This window comes from Flavisolibacter ginsengisoli DSM 18119 (assembly GCF_900129295.1).
In the GTDB taxonomy this organism is placed as follows: Bacteria; Bacteroidota; Bacteroidia; order Chitinophagales; family Chitinophagaceae; genus Flavisolibacter; species Flavisolibacter ginsengisoli.
On the sequence record NZ_FQUU01000002.1, the window covers coordinates 24,823 to 39,373 of the forward strand.

Below are 14,551 nucleotides of genomic sequence, written 5' to 3' on the forward strand. Positions count from 1 at the left end.
GGATGTGTATGTCTTTTTTGTGACAGGAATTGAATAACTTACTTGTGGAATCCTAACCATATTAACGAAACCTGCTTAAAAATTTTATATGGGCCCTATCTCTCTCATAGCACTTACATTAGCTGCCCTACTGTTTTCGGCTGGGGGCATTTTAGTCGGTAAATTATTTAATAAAGGAAGTAAGAACCTTCAAAAAGGTGAAGCCTACGAATGTGGCATTCCTACCAAGACCTCACCATGGCATCAATTCAATGTGGGTTATTACCTGTTTGCCTTGCTGTTCCTGATCTTCGACGTGGAGCTGGTATTTCTTTATCCCTGGGCTGTAGTAGTTAAGAAGGTGGGGGTTACAGCACTGGTAGAAATAATGGTATTTATTTTCATTCTATTCATGGGGTTTTTATATGCCCATAAAAAAGGAGCATTGAAATGGATGTAAGAGAAGAAATAAGAGAAAAGAATAAAGACTTTCCCGGGCAGATCATTGAAGCACCTGGTGGAGGGATCATTGCAGGGACTTTCCAGGATATTGTAAACTGGGCACGATCCAATTCTCTCTGGCCGCTTACGTTTGCCACCAGTTGCTGCGGTATAGAGATGATGAGTGTAGCTTCTTCAAAATACGATTTTTCCCGATTTGGCTTTGAGGTTGCAAGGGCTACTCCCAGGCAGGCAGATGTGATCATTATTGCCGGCACTATCGTAAATAAAATGGCACCTGTTTTAAAACGGTTATATGACCAGATGGCCGATCCCAAATACGTGATAGCCATGGGAGCTTGTGCCATTAGCGGCGGACCATTTTTTTACAATACTTATTCCGTAGTGAAAGGAGCTGACCATGTAATACCCGTAGATGTGTATATACCCGGTTGCCCTCCCAGGCCCGAAGCCTTATTACACGCCCTCATCTCATTGCAGGAAAAGATAAAAAGCGGGTTGACAAGGGAACAAGGTATCAATGAAAAATTGCTGTATGACAAAGGATGAATTAAAAGAATCAATAATCATTGCATTGCCAACAGCGGTGTTTGATGAAACAGGCGAATGGCTGAACGTGCAGGTGGAAGCCACGGAATGGAAAGCAATGGCTCAATGGCTTCGCAACTCTATGCTCCAGATGGATTACCTGTTCTGCCTTACCTGCATTGACTGGAAGACACATTTGACGGTGGTGTATCATCTTACCTCCACTTCACATCGCATACCTATAGTTATTAAAATAAAACTTGACAGGCAACAACCGCAGGTAGAAACTGTTTCGGATATATGGAGGACAGCAGAATTTCATGAAAGAGAGGTGTTTGAATTATTTGGTGTTCAATTCCTTCATCATCCTGACCTGAGGAGATTGATATTAACGGATGATTTTGAAGGCTTTCCATTGCGTAAAGATTTTGAAGACCCTGTAAACATGGTAAAACTATAATGATGCAAGTAGAACCCAATGCTTATCATTTTATAACCGAAGCCCTATAATAAGATCTTATGTATACCGAAACGCAAATAATAAAAGATACTACTCAATTTTCTTCCAATGGGCATGAAGGAGAACTGGTGATCAATGTGGGTCCTCAGCATCCTGCCACCCACGGGGTCTTACACCTGGTAATTACACTGAATGGAGAGACCATTAAAAAAGTGGAGCCCCACCTGGGTTATATCCACCGCTCCATTGAAAAAATGTGTGAAAGCCTGACCTACAGGCAATTTATATATGTTACCAGCCGCATGGATTATTTATCAGCTCATATGAATAACCATGCCTGCGCAATGACCGTAGAAAAAGGATTGCAAATTGAAGTTCCCCCAAGAGCTCAATACATCCGCGTGATCATGGACGAGCTGACCAGGATAGCTTCACATGAATTGTGGTGGGGAGCAATGGCTATGGACCTGGGTGCTTTCACTCCTTTCTTTTACGCCTTCCGCGAAAGGGAGACCATCAATGACATCATGGAAGAAACCTGCGGGGCACGACTGACGATGAACTATATGGTTCCCGGCGGTGTGATGGCAGATATACATCCACTCTTTCAGCAAAAGGTAAAAGACTTCATTAAACTATTTAAGTCGAAGATTGACGAATATGATGAACTGGTAACTGGTAACATCATTTTCCAAAACAGGATGAAAGGTGTTGGATTGCTATCTAAAGAAGATGCTATTTCTTATGGCTGCAGTGGACCGGTGGCACGTGGAAGCGGCGTATCCTGCGACATCAGGAAACTCTATCCATATGAAGTTTATGATAAGGTAGCTTTTGATGAGGTATTGGAGAATGAAGGTGATTCTTTTGCCCGCTACATGGTTAGGGTCAGGGAAATGCACCAATCCATACGAATCATCGAACAGCTTATTGATAATATACCTGAAGGAGATTTCCAGGCCAAGACCAAGGCAGTATTAAAATTACCTAAAGGTGAATTCTATACAAGAGTGGAAACTGCCAGGGGTGAATTAGGTGTATATATAGTAAGTGAAGGTGGCACTACCCCTTATCGTATTAAATTCAGGTCACCCGGATTCTCAAATCTTTCCGCCCTTGATCATATGGCAAGGGGAAGCAAGATAGGTGACTTGATGGCTATGATGGGAACACTGGATTTGGTAATCCCGGATATTGACAGGTAGTTGGGAGGTTGAAGATGGTTGAAGATGGTTGAAAATGGTGGAAGATGGTTGAAGGTTGAAAAGTTGAAGGGTTGAATGGTTGAAGGGTTGAAAGGTTGAGAGGTTGAGCAGTTTAAAGAAAATGAAATAACTATTTATGTTTAGTTTGGAAGGCATAACAAAATCATTACAGGATTGGTTGTATTTGAACTTCAATCCTACCTGGGCATTGGTCATTGAATGCCTTATTGTTATAGTATTAGCGATTGCCCTATTTGCATTCCTTGGTCTTGTATTGGTGCTTATGGAAAGAAAGGTGGCTGCTCATATGCAGATCCGCCTTGGCCCTAACCGTGTAGGTCCTAAAGGGATGTTCCAGACTGCCGCCGATACCCTTAAGCTGATCATGAAAGAAGGGCTTACACCAGATGGAGCGGATAAGTTCTTATTCAACCTGGCCCCTTTTGTAGTAATGATCGTAGCCATGCTGATTCTGGCACCTATTGCATTTGCCAAAGGATTCCAGATCTGGGATATTAATATTGGTGTGTTATATGTATCCGCTATTTCCTCTTTGTCAGTAATTGGAATATTAATGGCTGGTTGGGCCAGCAACAACAAATACTCACTTTTAGGAGCCATGAGAAGTGGTGCGCAGATAGTGAGCTATGAATTGTCAGCAGGTATATCCATTCTATGTATCGTTGTTTTATCGGGAAGCCTCTCTATCAATGAGATTATTGCCAGCCAGCAAAATGGCTGGTGGTTGTTCAAAGGTCATATACCCGTGATCATTGCCTTTGTCATTTTCATGATAGCGGTAACTGCAGAAACCAACCGTGCGCCATTTGACCTGGCAGAAGCCGAGTCAGAATTGACTGCTGGCTTCCACACAGAATATTCAGGGATGAAGTTTGCCTTGTTCTTCCTGGCAGAATACATCAACATATTTATAGTGTGCGCTATAGGGGCAACATTGTTCCTGGGAGGGTGGATGCCTTTTCATATTGGAAACTGGCAAGACTTTAACCATATCATGGATTATATCCCTTCCTCAATCTGGTTCTTTGGAAAAACTTTCTTCCTGATCTTTTTGATCATGTGGTTCAGGTGGACATTCCCCAGGTTAAGGGTTGACCAGTTGCTGAACCTGGAGTGGAAATATTTATTACCTATAAGCCTGTTCAATTTATTGCTGGTGACAGTAATAGCAATTTTTGGATGGCATTTTTAAGAATGACAACTGGTGAATACCGGTTAATAAATAATAACGATTGAAACAATAACCATGTTTATTAAAGAATACCTAACGGATATCTATAAAGGCACCAAATCATTGCTTACGGGCATGAAGCGTACCGGTTATTATTTTGTACGTCCCCGCGAGATCATCACCGAGCAATATCCTGATAACAGGGAAACCCTGGTGATGGCAGAACGTTTCAGGGGTGAAGTGGTGATGCCACATGATGCCAATAATGAACATGCCTGCACGGGTTGCACTGCCTGCGAACTGGCCTGCCCCAATGCCACCATTAAGATCATTACCAAATTTGATATCACTCCTGAAGGCAAAAAGAAAAAAGCATTAGACACATTTGTTTATCACCTTGAGTTGTGCACTATGTGTGGCCTATGCGTAGAAGCCTGTCCCACAGCTGCCATTAAAATGGGACAGAACTTTGAACATAGTGTGTATGACAGGAGCCAGTTAACAAAGAAATTAAATAACCCAGGATCTAAAATCAGGGAGGGAGTTGAATAATGAATGCATCCGCCATTATATTTTATGCTATATCGGCATTCCTGTTAGGATCAGGTCTGCTTGCCGTTACTTCACGCAAGATCTTCCGGTCGGCCATCTGGCTACTGTTTACACTTGTAGGTGTAGCAGCACTTTATTTCTGGATGGATGTGAACTTTATCGGAGCCATACAGATCATTGTCTATGTAGGCGGTATAGTGGTATTGATCATATTCTCCATCTTCCTGACACAGCAATCAGGAAAAGAAATGCCCAGGCCAATGATGAAGCGCACTGTATTTTCCATACTGGCTGCTCTTTTCGGTTTAGGGTTCAGCTATAACCTGATCAGCAATTATGGATTTACTGCAAATGCAACTACTCCTTTCAATGTAAGTGTTTCTGAAATAGGCACACAAATGCTGAGTACTACATCTCATGGCTTCGTACTGCCGTTTGAAGTAGTAAGCATGTTGTTGTTGGCTGCCATGGTAGGATGTATAGTTATAGCCATGAAAACACCCGAACAAAAACAATCAGCTATCAGGCCAGTGCCTGTTCAACCTGAAATGCCAGTGAATATTGAAGAGTTGATCATAACTACCATCACCAAAAAAGAAACCCCGGAGGAAGTGTAAAATGGAAACGGTACCACTGACACATATATTATTCGTAAGCACTGCGCTTTTTTGTATTGGGATGTATGGTTTGTTTACGCGACGCAACCTGATCACGATGCTAATGGCCATTGAACTGATATTGAACAGTGTCAATATCAATTTCGTAGCCTTTAATAAATACCTCTACCCCTACAAATTAGATGGTATTTTCTTCGTGATCTTCATCATTACCATTGCTGCCGCCGAAGCTGCTGTAGCCATAGCCATTATCATTAATCAATACAGAACACATCAATCAATAGATGTGGAAGATGCAACCGAACTGAAATTTTAAGACATGTCGAACTATTCTTACATAGCGCTGATCCCATTATTACCACTGGCCAGTTTTATTTTGCTGGGATTATGGGGACGAAAATATTTTAAAACAAGTGCCGGGATAATAGGAACTGCTTCCCTGCTGGCATCCACCCTACTTTCACTTTATGCTGCCTACTCCTATTTCTTTGTAGATGGAAAGATCAATGGAGCTTATGGCAAGGTAGAAGTATTGAAGTACACCTGGTTGCAATTCTCACCAGGTTTATCCATTGATATGGGTTTTCTACTGGATCCTATTTCTATTATGATGATCGTGGTGGTCAGCTTTGTTTCCCTCATGGTACACTTGTTCAGCATTGGATATATGAAGGGAGAAGAACGGTTTGCCACCTATTATTCCTTCCTGGGACTTTTCACATTCTCTATGCTGGGACTGGTGCTTTCAACTAATATTTTCCAGATCTATATTTTCTGGGAGCTTGTAGGTGTGTCCTCCTACCTGTTGATCGGTTTCTATTACGACAGGCCATCTGCAGTTGCTGCCGCTAAAAAAGCGTTTATTGTTACCAGGTTTGCCGATTTTGGCTTTTTGATAGGTATCCTTATACTTGGATTTTATGGAGGCACTCTTGATTTCGGTACATTATTGCAACGATTGACATCTATTCAATCCAGCGAATTTATAAGTATCACAAGGGCTTCATTCCTCGGTGTGTCTATGCTTACATGGGGATTGTTATTAGTATTTATGGGTGGCGCAGGCAAATCTGCCTTATTCCCACTCCATATCTGGTTACCGGATGCGATGGAAGGACCTACTCCTGTTTCTGCTCTCATACATGCTGCTACCATGGTAGTAGCAGGCGTTTACCTTGTAGCGAGGCTCTTTCCTCTTTTTGCCATGGATGATGCAGCCTTACAGGTGGTTGCTTACGCTGGCATTCTCTCTGCGCTGCTGGCAGCCATTATCGCCTGTACTCAAACAGATATCAAAAGAGTACTGGCCTATTCAACCATGTCACAGATTGGATTCATGATGTTTGCACTTGGTGTTTCAGGGTATGGAGAATCAAAAGGATTAGGATATACTGCCTCCATGTTCCATTTATTCACACATGCCTTTTTTAAATCGCTTTTATTTCTTTGTGCCGGTTCTATTATTCACCTGGTGCACAGTAATGACATGAAGAATATGGGCGGCCTGAGAAAGCTTATGCCGGTAACGCATTTTGGCTTTTTGATCGCCTGCCTGGCCATCTCGGGCATACCTCCATTTGCCGGATTTTTCAGCAAAGAAGGCATCCTGATGGCTACCTATGAATCTAATAAGTTCATTTTCTTTATTGCGCTCTTCACATCCGCCCTTACAGCATTTTATATGTTCAGGCTTTACTTCTCAATTTTCTGGAATAAAGAAGCTTCAACTGAAAAGACACATCATGGAGAAGGTTCGCTGTCCATGAAGGTTCCATTGATCATACTAACAGCATGTTCAATACTGGCTGGGTTTGTTCCTTTCTCAAAATTGATCACCACTGATGGTATACCGCTGGAAGAGCATATGAACCTATTATTTTCAATTGCCCCTGTAGGCCTGGCCCTGTTAGCCATATTGTTAGCTGCCAACCTTTACAAAAAAGCAAACACAAGGCCACAAAAGCTGTCACAATCCTTAGGAACATTATATATAGCAGCAAAAAGGAAATTTTACATTGACGAAGTTTACCTGTTCATCACGCAAAAAGTTGTATTCAATTTAATTGGCCGTCCTGCAGCATGGATAGACCGCAATATTATTGATGGATCTGTTAACCTGTTGGCCACCGTTACCGGCAAAACATCTCAGGGGATCAAAGGCCTCCAGTCAGGCAGCGTTCAAAACTATGCACTGTATTTTTTTAGTGGGATAGCTGCTTTGGCAGTCATCTTTATTTACTTATGGAAATAATGTTTGTATGAATTTATCATTGCTCATAATAGTGCCCTTTTTGACAGCCATCGCTATTTTATTTTCAAAGGAGGCGAAAACAACTAGGATCATTTCTTTGTTGGGCGCTGTCGTGCAACTGGCTTTAGCACTATTCTTGCTTACTGCTTATTTACAGGAACGTTCTGCAGGAAATACGGCACCCATGCTGTTTGAATACAATTATGTTTGGTTTGCTCCTTTACATATTAACTATCATGTGGGTGTGGATGGCATTTCCATTGCCATGATCCTATTAACGGCTTTCGTGGTCCTGGCCGGCATCCTGGTATCATGGAAAATTGATAAATGGAACAGGGAATATTTCTTTTTATTGCTCTTTTTAAGCATGGGCGCTTATGGCTTCTTTATATCACTTGACCTGTTTACCTTATTCTTCTTCCTGGAAGTGGCTGTGATACCAAAATTTTTACTGATAGGTATCTGGGGAAGTGGAAAAAAAGAATACAGTGCCATGAAACTCGCATTGATGTTGATGGGAGGATCAGCCCTGGTATTTGTGGGACTAGCTGGCATTTTCTTTAATACTAATACGTTTGATATTTTGCAGATAGCCCAACTGCATATTCCTGTTGCAACGCAAAAGTTTTTCTTTCCTTTTGCCTTTATAGGATTCGGAGTATTTACGGCCCTCTTTCCTTTTCACACATGGGTACCAGATGGCCACTCTTCTGCTCCTACGGCAGCTTCCATGTTCCTGGCGGGCATCTCCATGAAGCTGGGTGGTTATGGATGTCTCAGGGTAGCTACGTATCTTATGCCAGATGCAGCGCATGCTTATTCAGGGGTAATTATTGCCCTTGCAACCATAGCAATTATATACGGTGCTTTCGCTACCATGATGCAGAAAGACCTGAAATACATCAATGCATATTCTTCTGTAAGCCACTGCGGATTTGTATTACTGGGTATTGGCATGCTTACCAAAACATCCATCAATGGTGCTGTACTGCAAATGGTGTCACATGGATTGATGACAGCCCTTTTCTTCGCCGCCATTGGAATGATCTATGGCAGGACACATACCAGGATGGTGGCACAATTAGGCGGACTGTTAAAGGTCACCCCTTTTATATCCACTGTTTTTGTTATTGCTGGTTTATGTTCCTTAGGACTACCCGGACTAAGTGGATTTGTAGCCGAAATGACTGTGTTTATGGGTTCATGGCAAAACCCGGATAACCTTTACAGGCTCGCAACCATACTGGCGTGTGCTTCCATAGTAGTAACAGCAGTATACATCTTAAGAGCAACGGGAAAAACGATCATGGGTCCTATAAACCAAACTTACCTGCGACTGAATGATGCCACGTGGAATGAGAAACTGGCCGCAGGGGTTTTGATAACAGGTATAGTAATCATAGGTATTGCTCCATTTTTGATCAACGGACTGATTGCAGGTGGCACTGAAACCATCATGAAGCAAATAGGAAAAACCATCATTTCTAAATGACCACCGTATGTTGAACGACTTTTTTATATTGATGAAGCAGGAACTGACAATCGCAGTCATCATATTTATACTGTTATTTTTAAAACTGGGTAAAGATCGGAGTAATGAGACCATTATGCACGTGGTAAACGCATTACTCCTCTTCAATGTAATATTTGGTTTTATTGGCAACAGCCAGGGCATACTCTTCAACGAGATGTACAGGACCAATCCCTTAATGGTATTGGAAAAAAATATCTTAAGCCTGGCCATGCTGATCATATCCATGCAATCATGGTCATGGCTGAAAACACATAAGCATGTGATTGAGTTTTACCTGCTTTTGTTATCTACATTACTGGGAATGTTCTTTATGATCTCAGGTGGCACTTTGCTCATGTTCTACCTTGGTCTTGAACTTTCAACAATTCCATTGGCCGCCGCAGCTAACTTCAACCTAACAAAAAGACAATCGTCCGAAGCAGCTATGAAGCTGATCATCTCTTCAGCTTTCTCTTCAGGACTTTTATTGTTTGGCATTTCGATGATCTATGGCACTACCGGTACGCTGGTATTTTCCCAATTGCCACAATTGTTGACTAACACACCTTTGCAAATATTTGCTTTTATACTGTTACTGGCTGGCTTCGCATTTAAAATATCTGTAGCACCTTTTCATCTGTGGACAGCTGATGTGTACGAAGGAGCCCCGGTAGCTGTTACTTCCTATTTGTCAGTAGTATCTAAGGGAGCAGTACTTTTTGTATTTGTATCAGTATTATATACTGTATTTAAACCCCTGGCAACAGCATGGTACAATATGTTATTCATCCTTTCATTATTGACCATTATTACAGGCAATCTTTTCGCCATTAGACAGGACAATTTTAAACGCTTCCTTGCCTTTTCATCCATTGCCCAGGTAGGATTTATATTGATAGGTATAACAGGCAGCTCACAAACAGGTTCAACCTCCGTTATTTATTTTGTACTGATCTATGTATTCTCTAACCTGGCAGCTTTTGGAGTAGTGTCATTGGTGAGTGCCCTGACAGGAAAAGAGAAGATCAGTGATTATAAATCATTTTACAAAACCAATCCTGTACTTTCCTGGATACTTACCATAGCATTATTTTCATTGGCAGGTGTACCGCCTACTGCCGGATTCTTTGGAAAGTTTTTCTTACTGCTGGCCGGGGCTTCCAAAGGAAATTATCTCCTGATCACTATTGCTTCACTTAATATGATCATATCGTTCTACTACTATTTAAGAATAGTGAAAGCAATATTCATGGATCCAAACGAACAGCCTATAGCCAAAATAACCATCCCGGTTTTTCCAAGAATAGCTTTATATGCTTGCGTGATCGGGGTATTATTTATTGGATTGTTCAGTTATGTTTATGAATATATTCATTCACTCAATAGTCCTTTTTAAAACTGTTTTATGGCTATCAATAAAAATCATGAATTTGAGGATTTGAATGGGGTTAAATGTGCCATTGTGGAACGAAATGCATCCCAGGAAAGGGTGGATTTTTTAAAAGATATCCTGGAAGTCAATAACTATACTGTAGTAGTGGTTGCCAGTCCTCCGCCAAAAGCTGCTCCTGCACCACCTCCTGTGGGGACAACAGAAAATCAACCTGTTGTTGTAGAACCAGCGCCTGCTCCCTCCACATTCACGATAGGGGTTACTGATGTAACTTTTAACCCTACTAATGCCATCTTTGGCAGGCTGTTAAAAACGCGTGATAAACATATTGTAACACTGGCTTACTGGAAACAGAAAGAACCCGTTCCCCTGGATGAAGTGCCCTATTTTGAAGACAAGAATTCCTAAGCTTCTTTTCTTGCAAACAATAAAAAGAACCGGCCTTCCGGTTCTTTATTTTTTTACTCAATTACTAATCTCTATCCAGGTTATGATTATCTGTAACTATCATATTTACTGCAGGCCACTATTGTTTTAAATCACAGGCTGTGATAATGTAATTTATCATTGGCTGTAAATAAAAAGAACCGGTTTCCCGGTTCTTTGCTTTTTAATAGTTGTAAACTTATAAAGCTTTTAACGTAGATAGCCTGTGCCACCTTTCGGATTTAGCTGCTTCTGCCTGCTCCAGGAATTCAGCTGCCAGCTCTGGATTCTTCGCTTTGATCACTTTAAAGCGATTCTCCTGGTACATGAAATCGGAAAGTGGTAATGCCGGATCTTTGGAATCGATCACGAAGCGCTGACCCTGTGGTTTTAAAGGATTGTAATGGAACAATGGCCAGTAACCTGATTTCACTGCCATATCCTGTTCATAGGCACCCCTGTTCATTTCAATTCCATGAGCTATACAATGTGCGTATGCAATGATCAGTGATGGTCCAGGATAAGCTTCTGCTTCCAAAATGGTCCTGATGGTATGGGCATCGTTAGCACCCATAGCAATTTGGGCAACATAAGCCGTACCGTGAGCAATGGCCTGCAAAGCCAGGTCTTTCTTTCCGGTTGTTTTACCATTGACAGAGAATTTGGCACTTGCCCCTATTGGTGTGGATTTTGATTTTTGTCCGCCAGTATTGGAATACACTTCTGTATCCATTACAAGGATGTTCACATTTTCACCTGTAGACAGCACATGGTCTAATCCACCATAACCAATATCATAAGCCCAACCATCTCCACCAATGATCCACATGGATTTGGCTGCCAGGAAATCGGCAAGATGCAAAAGGTTCCTGGCTGCATAAGTATTTATGTTGCGCAATTCATCCTTTAAAGCCTTGATCATCTCATGCTTTGTCTTGATCTCCCCTTCTGTTGTTTCAGGCGCATTGATAATGGCATCCACCAATTCATCTCCTACCTGGGCCCTGAATTGGTCCAGTAATGAGATAGCTGATTCACGCTTATTATCATTTGCCAGCTTAATGCCCAATCCAAATTCAGCATTGTCTTCAAACAATGAGTTGGCCCATGCTGGTCCTACTCCTTGTTTGTTTTTCGTCCATGGCGTAGTAGGAAGGTTGCCACCAAATATGGAAGAACAACCCGTAGCATTGGCCACGATCATTCTTTCTCCAAATAATTGTGTCAATAATTTCAGGTAGGGTGTTTCACCGCATCCTGAGCAGGCACCTGAGAATTCAAATAAGGGCTGGAAGAACTGTGAACCTTTTACGGTATTCTTATTGATCCTTTCTCTGCCCACTTCAGGAAGATCCAGGAAGAAATCCCAGTTGGTTTTTTCCACTTCCTGTATGCCGGTCTTATCATACATATTTACTGCCTTATGGCCAGGATCCGTCTTACTTGTTATAGGACAGAATTCCACGCAAAGATTACATCCTGTGCAATCTTCGGTAGAAACCTGCAGTGTATAAGCTTCAGTGGTTTTATCCCATTCCTTACCAATAGGATCCATTGATTTAAAGCCTGAAGGAGCTGTCTCCAATAAACTCTTATTATATACCTTGGCCCTGATTGCGGCATGAGGACAGATCAGCACACATTTATTACATTGCGTACAAAGGCTGGTATCCCAGACTGGTACCGCATCGGCAATATTCCTTTTCTCCCATTGTGTAGTGCCTGATGGGAATGTGCCATCTGCAGGAAATGCACTAACCGGCAACTCGTCTCCCTCGCCTGCTATGATCTTTCCAAGAACTTCTTTTACAAAGTCTGGAGCAGATGCAGGTAAAAGATCGCCCAACGGCCTGTTGCCTAACTCGTATTTTGAATAATCAACCTCGTACAAATTAGCCAGTGTTTGATCTACGGCTTCATAGTTTTTATTAACAACGGCCTCTCCTTTTTTCCAGTAGGTTTCATATATAGCTTCTTTGATCTTTGCAATAGCTTCTTCACGTGGAAGGATATTGCTAATGGCAAAAAAGCACGTTTGCAGAACAGTGTTGATCCTGGAACCCATACCAGCTTCCTTAGCAACAGCGTGTGCATTAATAGCAAAGAATTTCAATTTCTTATGAACGATCTCCTCCTGTATTTTGCGTGGAAGCTTTTCCCATATTTCCTCTTTATCATACGGAGCATTCAAAAGGAATACAGCACCAGGTTTGGCATCTTTCAATATGTCGTACTTGGTAAGGTAATTGAAGTGATGACAGGCAACAAAATTGGCAGCACTCACCAGGTAGGTCGACTGGATAGGCTTTTTACCAAAGCGCAAATGGGATACCGTCAATGAACCTGATTTCTTGGAATCATAAACAAAATACCCCTGTATATAATTATCTGTCTTCTTACCTATGATCTTAATTGAATTCTTATTGGCACTTACTGTACCATCAGCTCCCAATCCGAAGAACAATCCATTAAAAAGATGTTGATCATCAAGCGAAAAATTCTTTTCATATGGAATACTGAGATTCGTCACATCATCTTCAATTCCTATTGTAAACTGGCGCGGGGCACTAGATTTTTGTAGCGTTTCAAAGATGGCTTTCACCATGGATGGTGTGAACTCTTTGGAGGATAATCCATACCGTCCACCAATAACATATGGCCTGAAATTTTCCTCCTGGCTCAATGCATTGACAACATCCATATACAAAGGCTCCCCATTACTATTAGGCTCCTTGCAGCGATCAAGTACAGCAATAGTTTTTACTGTTTTAGGTATGGCATCAATGCAATCGGCTACTGAGAAAGGACGGAAAAGACGAACTACCAATACTCCAGTTTTAGCACCTCTTTCATTCAGGTAATTCACTGTTTCTTTTACAGTACCAGCGGCTGAGCCCATGATAACAATCAGTTGTTCTGCCTTTTCATGGCCATAATATTCAAACAGTTTGTAGTTTCTTCCGGTTAGTTCTCCCAGCTGCTTCATTTTTTCTTTCATGATAGCTGCTACACCGGAATAATATTTATTCCCGGCTTCCCTGTTTTGAAAGAATACGTCAGGATTCTGTGCCGTTCCACGTATAAAAGGATTGTCAGGTGATAATGACCTTGACCTGTGTTCGTTTATAGCATCCAGGTTGATCATGGCATGTATTACATCGTCAGGTATCACCTTCACTTCTGTTAACTCGTGCGATGTTCTGAACCCATCAAAAATATTCATTACAGGCACCCTGCTGTCCAGGGTGGCAGACTGGGCTATTAATGCCATGTCCATCACCTCCTGCGAATTATTGCCAAACAGCATGGAAAAGCCTACCGAGCGTACGGCCATCACATCACTATGGTCACCGAAAATAGAAAGCGCATGCGTTGCCAATGCACGGGCTGCAATATGGAATACCGCAGGGGTAAATTCACCCGCAATCTTATACATGTTGGGGATCATTAATAATAAGCCCTGCGAAGCAGTAAAGGTTGTCGCCAGGGTTCCGCCCTGAAGTGCACCATGCACAGCACCGGCAGCTCCGGCTTCGCTTTGCATTTCCATCACCCGGGGCACCTGGCCAAAAATATTCTTGATTCCCTGTGCACTCCACTCATCAGCCCATTCACCCATTGTGGATGATGGTGTGATAGGATAAATGGCGCAAACCTCGTTAGTTTTGTAGGCAATATAGGCGGCAGCCTCATTGCCATCCATTATGGCGAGATCATCTTTTTTTATTTCCGTAGTACCTGCGGAAATGGGTTCCAAAGCTGTTTGCATTATTGAGATTTTGGTAGTAAAATAAAGTGGAAAGCTACCCAATGCCACAGCCAGAACATATGATAAGGATCAGAAAGAAAACTGATAAAAACTGCTTTTCGTCAGTAGTCTTTAAATGAAGCAATAAGCGATTTTTCTTGAATCCCAATCAACTTCAATAATTTGAATAGAGAGACTTATGCCAGGAGTTGCCCATAAAAGGCA

13 protein-coding genes are annotated in these 14,551 nt (G+C 41.9%); 12 read left to right on the forward strand and 1 reads right to left on the reverse strand.

The window, feature by feature from the left end:
* Positions 1-88: 88 nt before the first annotated feature.
* The 12 genes from BUA53_RS02240 to BUA53_RS02295 all read left to right on the forward strand — a co-directional run bounded on the left by BUA53_RS02240 (position 89) and on the right by BUA53_RS02295 (position 10,560).
* Complete coding sequence (locus tag BUA53_RS02240) at positions 89-439, forward strand: NADH-quinone oxidoreductase subunit A (RefSeq protein ID WP_072833637.1); 351 nt, start codon at positions 89-91, stop codon at positions 437-439.
* Positions 430-990 carry an NADH-quinone oxidoreductase subunit B gene (locus BUA53_RS02245; protein WP_072833638.1) on the forward strand — a complete coding sequence of 187 codons (561 nt, stop codon included), beginning with the start codon at positions 430-432 and terminating at the stop codon, positions 988-990. The genes BUA53_RS02240 and BUA53_RS02245 overlap by 10 nt, the downstream gene beginning before the upstream one ends.
* The gene (locus tag BUA53_RS02250) at positions 977-1,429 is read left to right on the forward strand and encodes an NADH-quinone oxidoreductase subunit C (RefSeq protein WP_072833639.1); all 453 of its coding nucleotides are present in this window, start codon (positions 977-979) and stop codon (positions 1,427-1,429) included. The genes BUA53_RS02245 and BUA53_RS02250 overlap by 14 nt, the downstream gene beginning before the upstream one ends.
* A 59-nt stretch (positions 1,430-1,488) precedes the next feature.
* Positions 1,489-2,634 (forward strand): NADH-quinone oxidoreductase subunit D, encoded by a 1,146-nt coding sequence (locus BUA53_RS02255; RefSeq protein ID WP_084079761.1) that lies wholly within the window; start codon positions 1,489-1,491, stop codon positions 2,632-2,634.
* Positions 2,635-2,770: 136 nt separating this feature from the next.
* Positions 2,771-3,847 carry an NADH-quinone oxidoreductase subunit NuoH gene (gene nuoH / locus BUA53_RS02260; RefSeq protein WP_072833640.1) on the forward strand — a complete coding sequence of 359 codons (1,077 nt, stop codon included), beginning with the start codon at positions 2,771-2,773 and terminating at the stop codon, positions 3,845-3,847.
* Between the two features lie 54 nt (positions 3,848-3,901).
* Complete coding sequence (locus tag BUA53_RS02265) at positions 3,902-4,378, forward strand: 4Fe-4S binding protein (protein WP_072833641.1); 477 nt, start codon at positions 3,902-3,904, stop codon at positions 4,376-4,378.
* Positions 4,378-4,995, forward strand: a complete 618-nt coding sequence (locus BUA53_RS02270) for an NADH-quinone oxidoreductase subunit J family protein (protein WP_072833642.1) — start codon at positions 4,378-4,380, stop codon at positions 4,993-4,995. The genes BUA53_RS02265 and BUA53_RS02270 overlap by 1 nt, the downstream gene beginning before the upstream one ends.
* Position 4,996: 1 nt before the next feature.
* Positions 4,997-5,311 (forward strand): NADH-quinone oxidoreductase subunit NuoK, encoded by a 315-nt coding sequence (gene nuoK, locus BUA53_RS02275; protein WP_072833643.1) that lies wholly within the window; start codon positions 4,997-4,999, stop codon positions 5,309-5,311.
* A gap of 3 nt (positions 5,312-5,314) precedes the next feature.
* Positions 5,315-7,246 carry an NADH-quinone oxidoreductase subunit L gene (gene nuoL / locus BUA53_RS02280; protein ID WP_072833644.1) on the forward strand — a complete coding sequence of 644 codons (1,932 nt, stop codon included), beginning with the start codon at positions 5,315-5,317 and terminating at the stop codon, positions 7,244-7,246.
* A gap of 7 nt (positions 7,247-7,253) precedes the next feature.
* Entirely contained in the window at positions 7,254-8,738 is a 1,485-nt protein-coding gene (locus BUA53_RS02285; RefSeq protein ID WP_072833645.1) for a complex I subunit 4 family protein, read from the forward strand.
* A gap of 7 nt (positions 8,739-8,745) precedes the next feature.
* The gene (locus BUA53_RS02290) at positions 8,746-10,155 is read left to right on the forward strand and encodes an NADH-quinone oxidoreductase subunit N (protein ID WP_072833646.1); all 1,410 of its coding nucleotides are present in this window, start codon (positions 8,746-8,748) and stop codon (positions 10,153-10,155) included.
* Between the two features lie 9 nt (positions 10,156-10,164).
* Positions 10,165-10,560, forward strand: coding sequence for a hypothetical protein (locus BUA53_RS02295; RefSeq protein ID WP_072833647.1), 396 nt, complete (start codon positions 10,165-10,167; stop codon positions 10,558-10,560).
* A gap of 217 nt (positions 10,561-10,777) precedes the next feature.
* On the opposite strand, the gene nifJ is transcribed toward BUA53_RS02295, so the two are convergent.
* Positions 10,778-14,347 (reverse strand): pyruvate:ferredoxin (flavodoxin) oxidoreductase, encoded by a 3,570-nt coding sequence (nifJ, locus tag BUA53_RS02300; RefSeq protein ID WP_084079762.1) that lies wholly within the window; start codon positions 14,345-14,347, stop codon positions 10,778-10,780.
* Positions 14,348-14,551 lie beyond the last annotated feature (204 nt).

Coding starts and splice junctions, on each gene's coding strand:
- BUA53_RS02240 (WP_072833637.1), top strand. CDS start 89: ATGGGCCCTATCTCTCTCATAGCACTTACATTAGCTGCCCTACTGTTT.
- BUA53_RS02245 (WP_072833638.1), top strand. CDS start 430: ATGGATGTAAGAGAAGAAATAAGAGAAAAGAATAAAGACTTTCCCGGG.
- BUA53_RS02250 (WP_072833639.1), top strand. CDS start 977: ATGACAAAGGATGAATTAAAAGAATCAATAATCATTGCATTGCCAACA.
- BUA53_RS02255 (WP_084079761.1), top strand. CDS start 1,489: ATGTATACCGAAACGCAAATAATAAAAGATACTACTCAATTTTCTTCC.
- nuoH (WP_072833640.1), top strand. CDS start 2,771: ATGTTTAGTTTGGAAGGCATAACAAAATCATTACAGGATTGGTTGTAT.
- BUA53_RS02265 (WP_072833641.1), top strand. CDS start 3,902: ATGTTTATTAAAGAATACCTAACGGATATCTATAAAGGCACCAAATCA.
- BUA53_RS02270 (WP_072833642.1), top strand. CDS start 4,378: ATGAATGCATCCGCCATTATATTTTATGCTATATCGGCATTCCTGTTA.
- nuoK (WP_072833643.1), top strand. CDS start 4,997: ATGGAAACGGTACCACTGACACATATATTATTCGTAAGCACTGCGCTT.
- nuoL (WP_072833644.1), top strand. CDS start 5,315: ATGTCGAACTATTCTTACATAGCGCTGATCCCATTATTACCACTGGCC.
- BUA53_RS02285 (WP_072833645.1), top strand. CDS start 7,254: ATGAATTTATCATTGCTCATAATAGTGCCCTTTTTGACAGCCATCGCT.
- BUA53_RS02290 (WP_072833646.1), top strand. CDS start 8,746: ATGTTGAACGACTTTTTTATATTGATGAAGCAGGAACTGACAATCGCA.
- BUA53_RS02295 (WP_072833647.1), top strand. CDS start 10,165: ATGGCTATCAATAAAAATCATGAATTTGAGGATTTGAATGGGGTTAAA.
- nifJ (WP_084079762.1), bottom strand. CDS start 14,347: ATGCAAACAGCTTTGGAACCCATTTCCGCAGGTACTACGGAAATAAAA.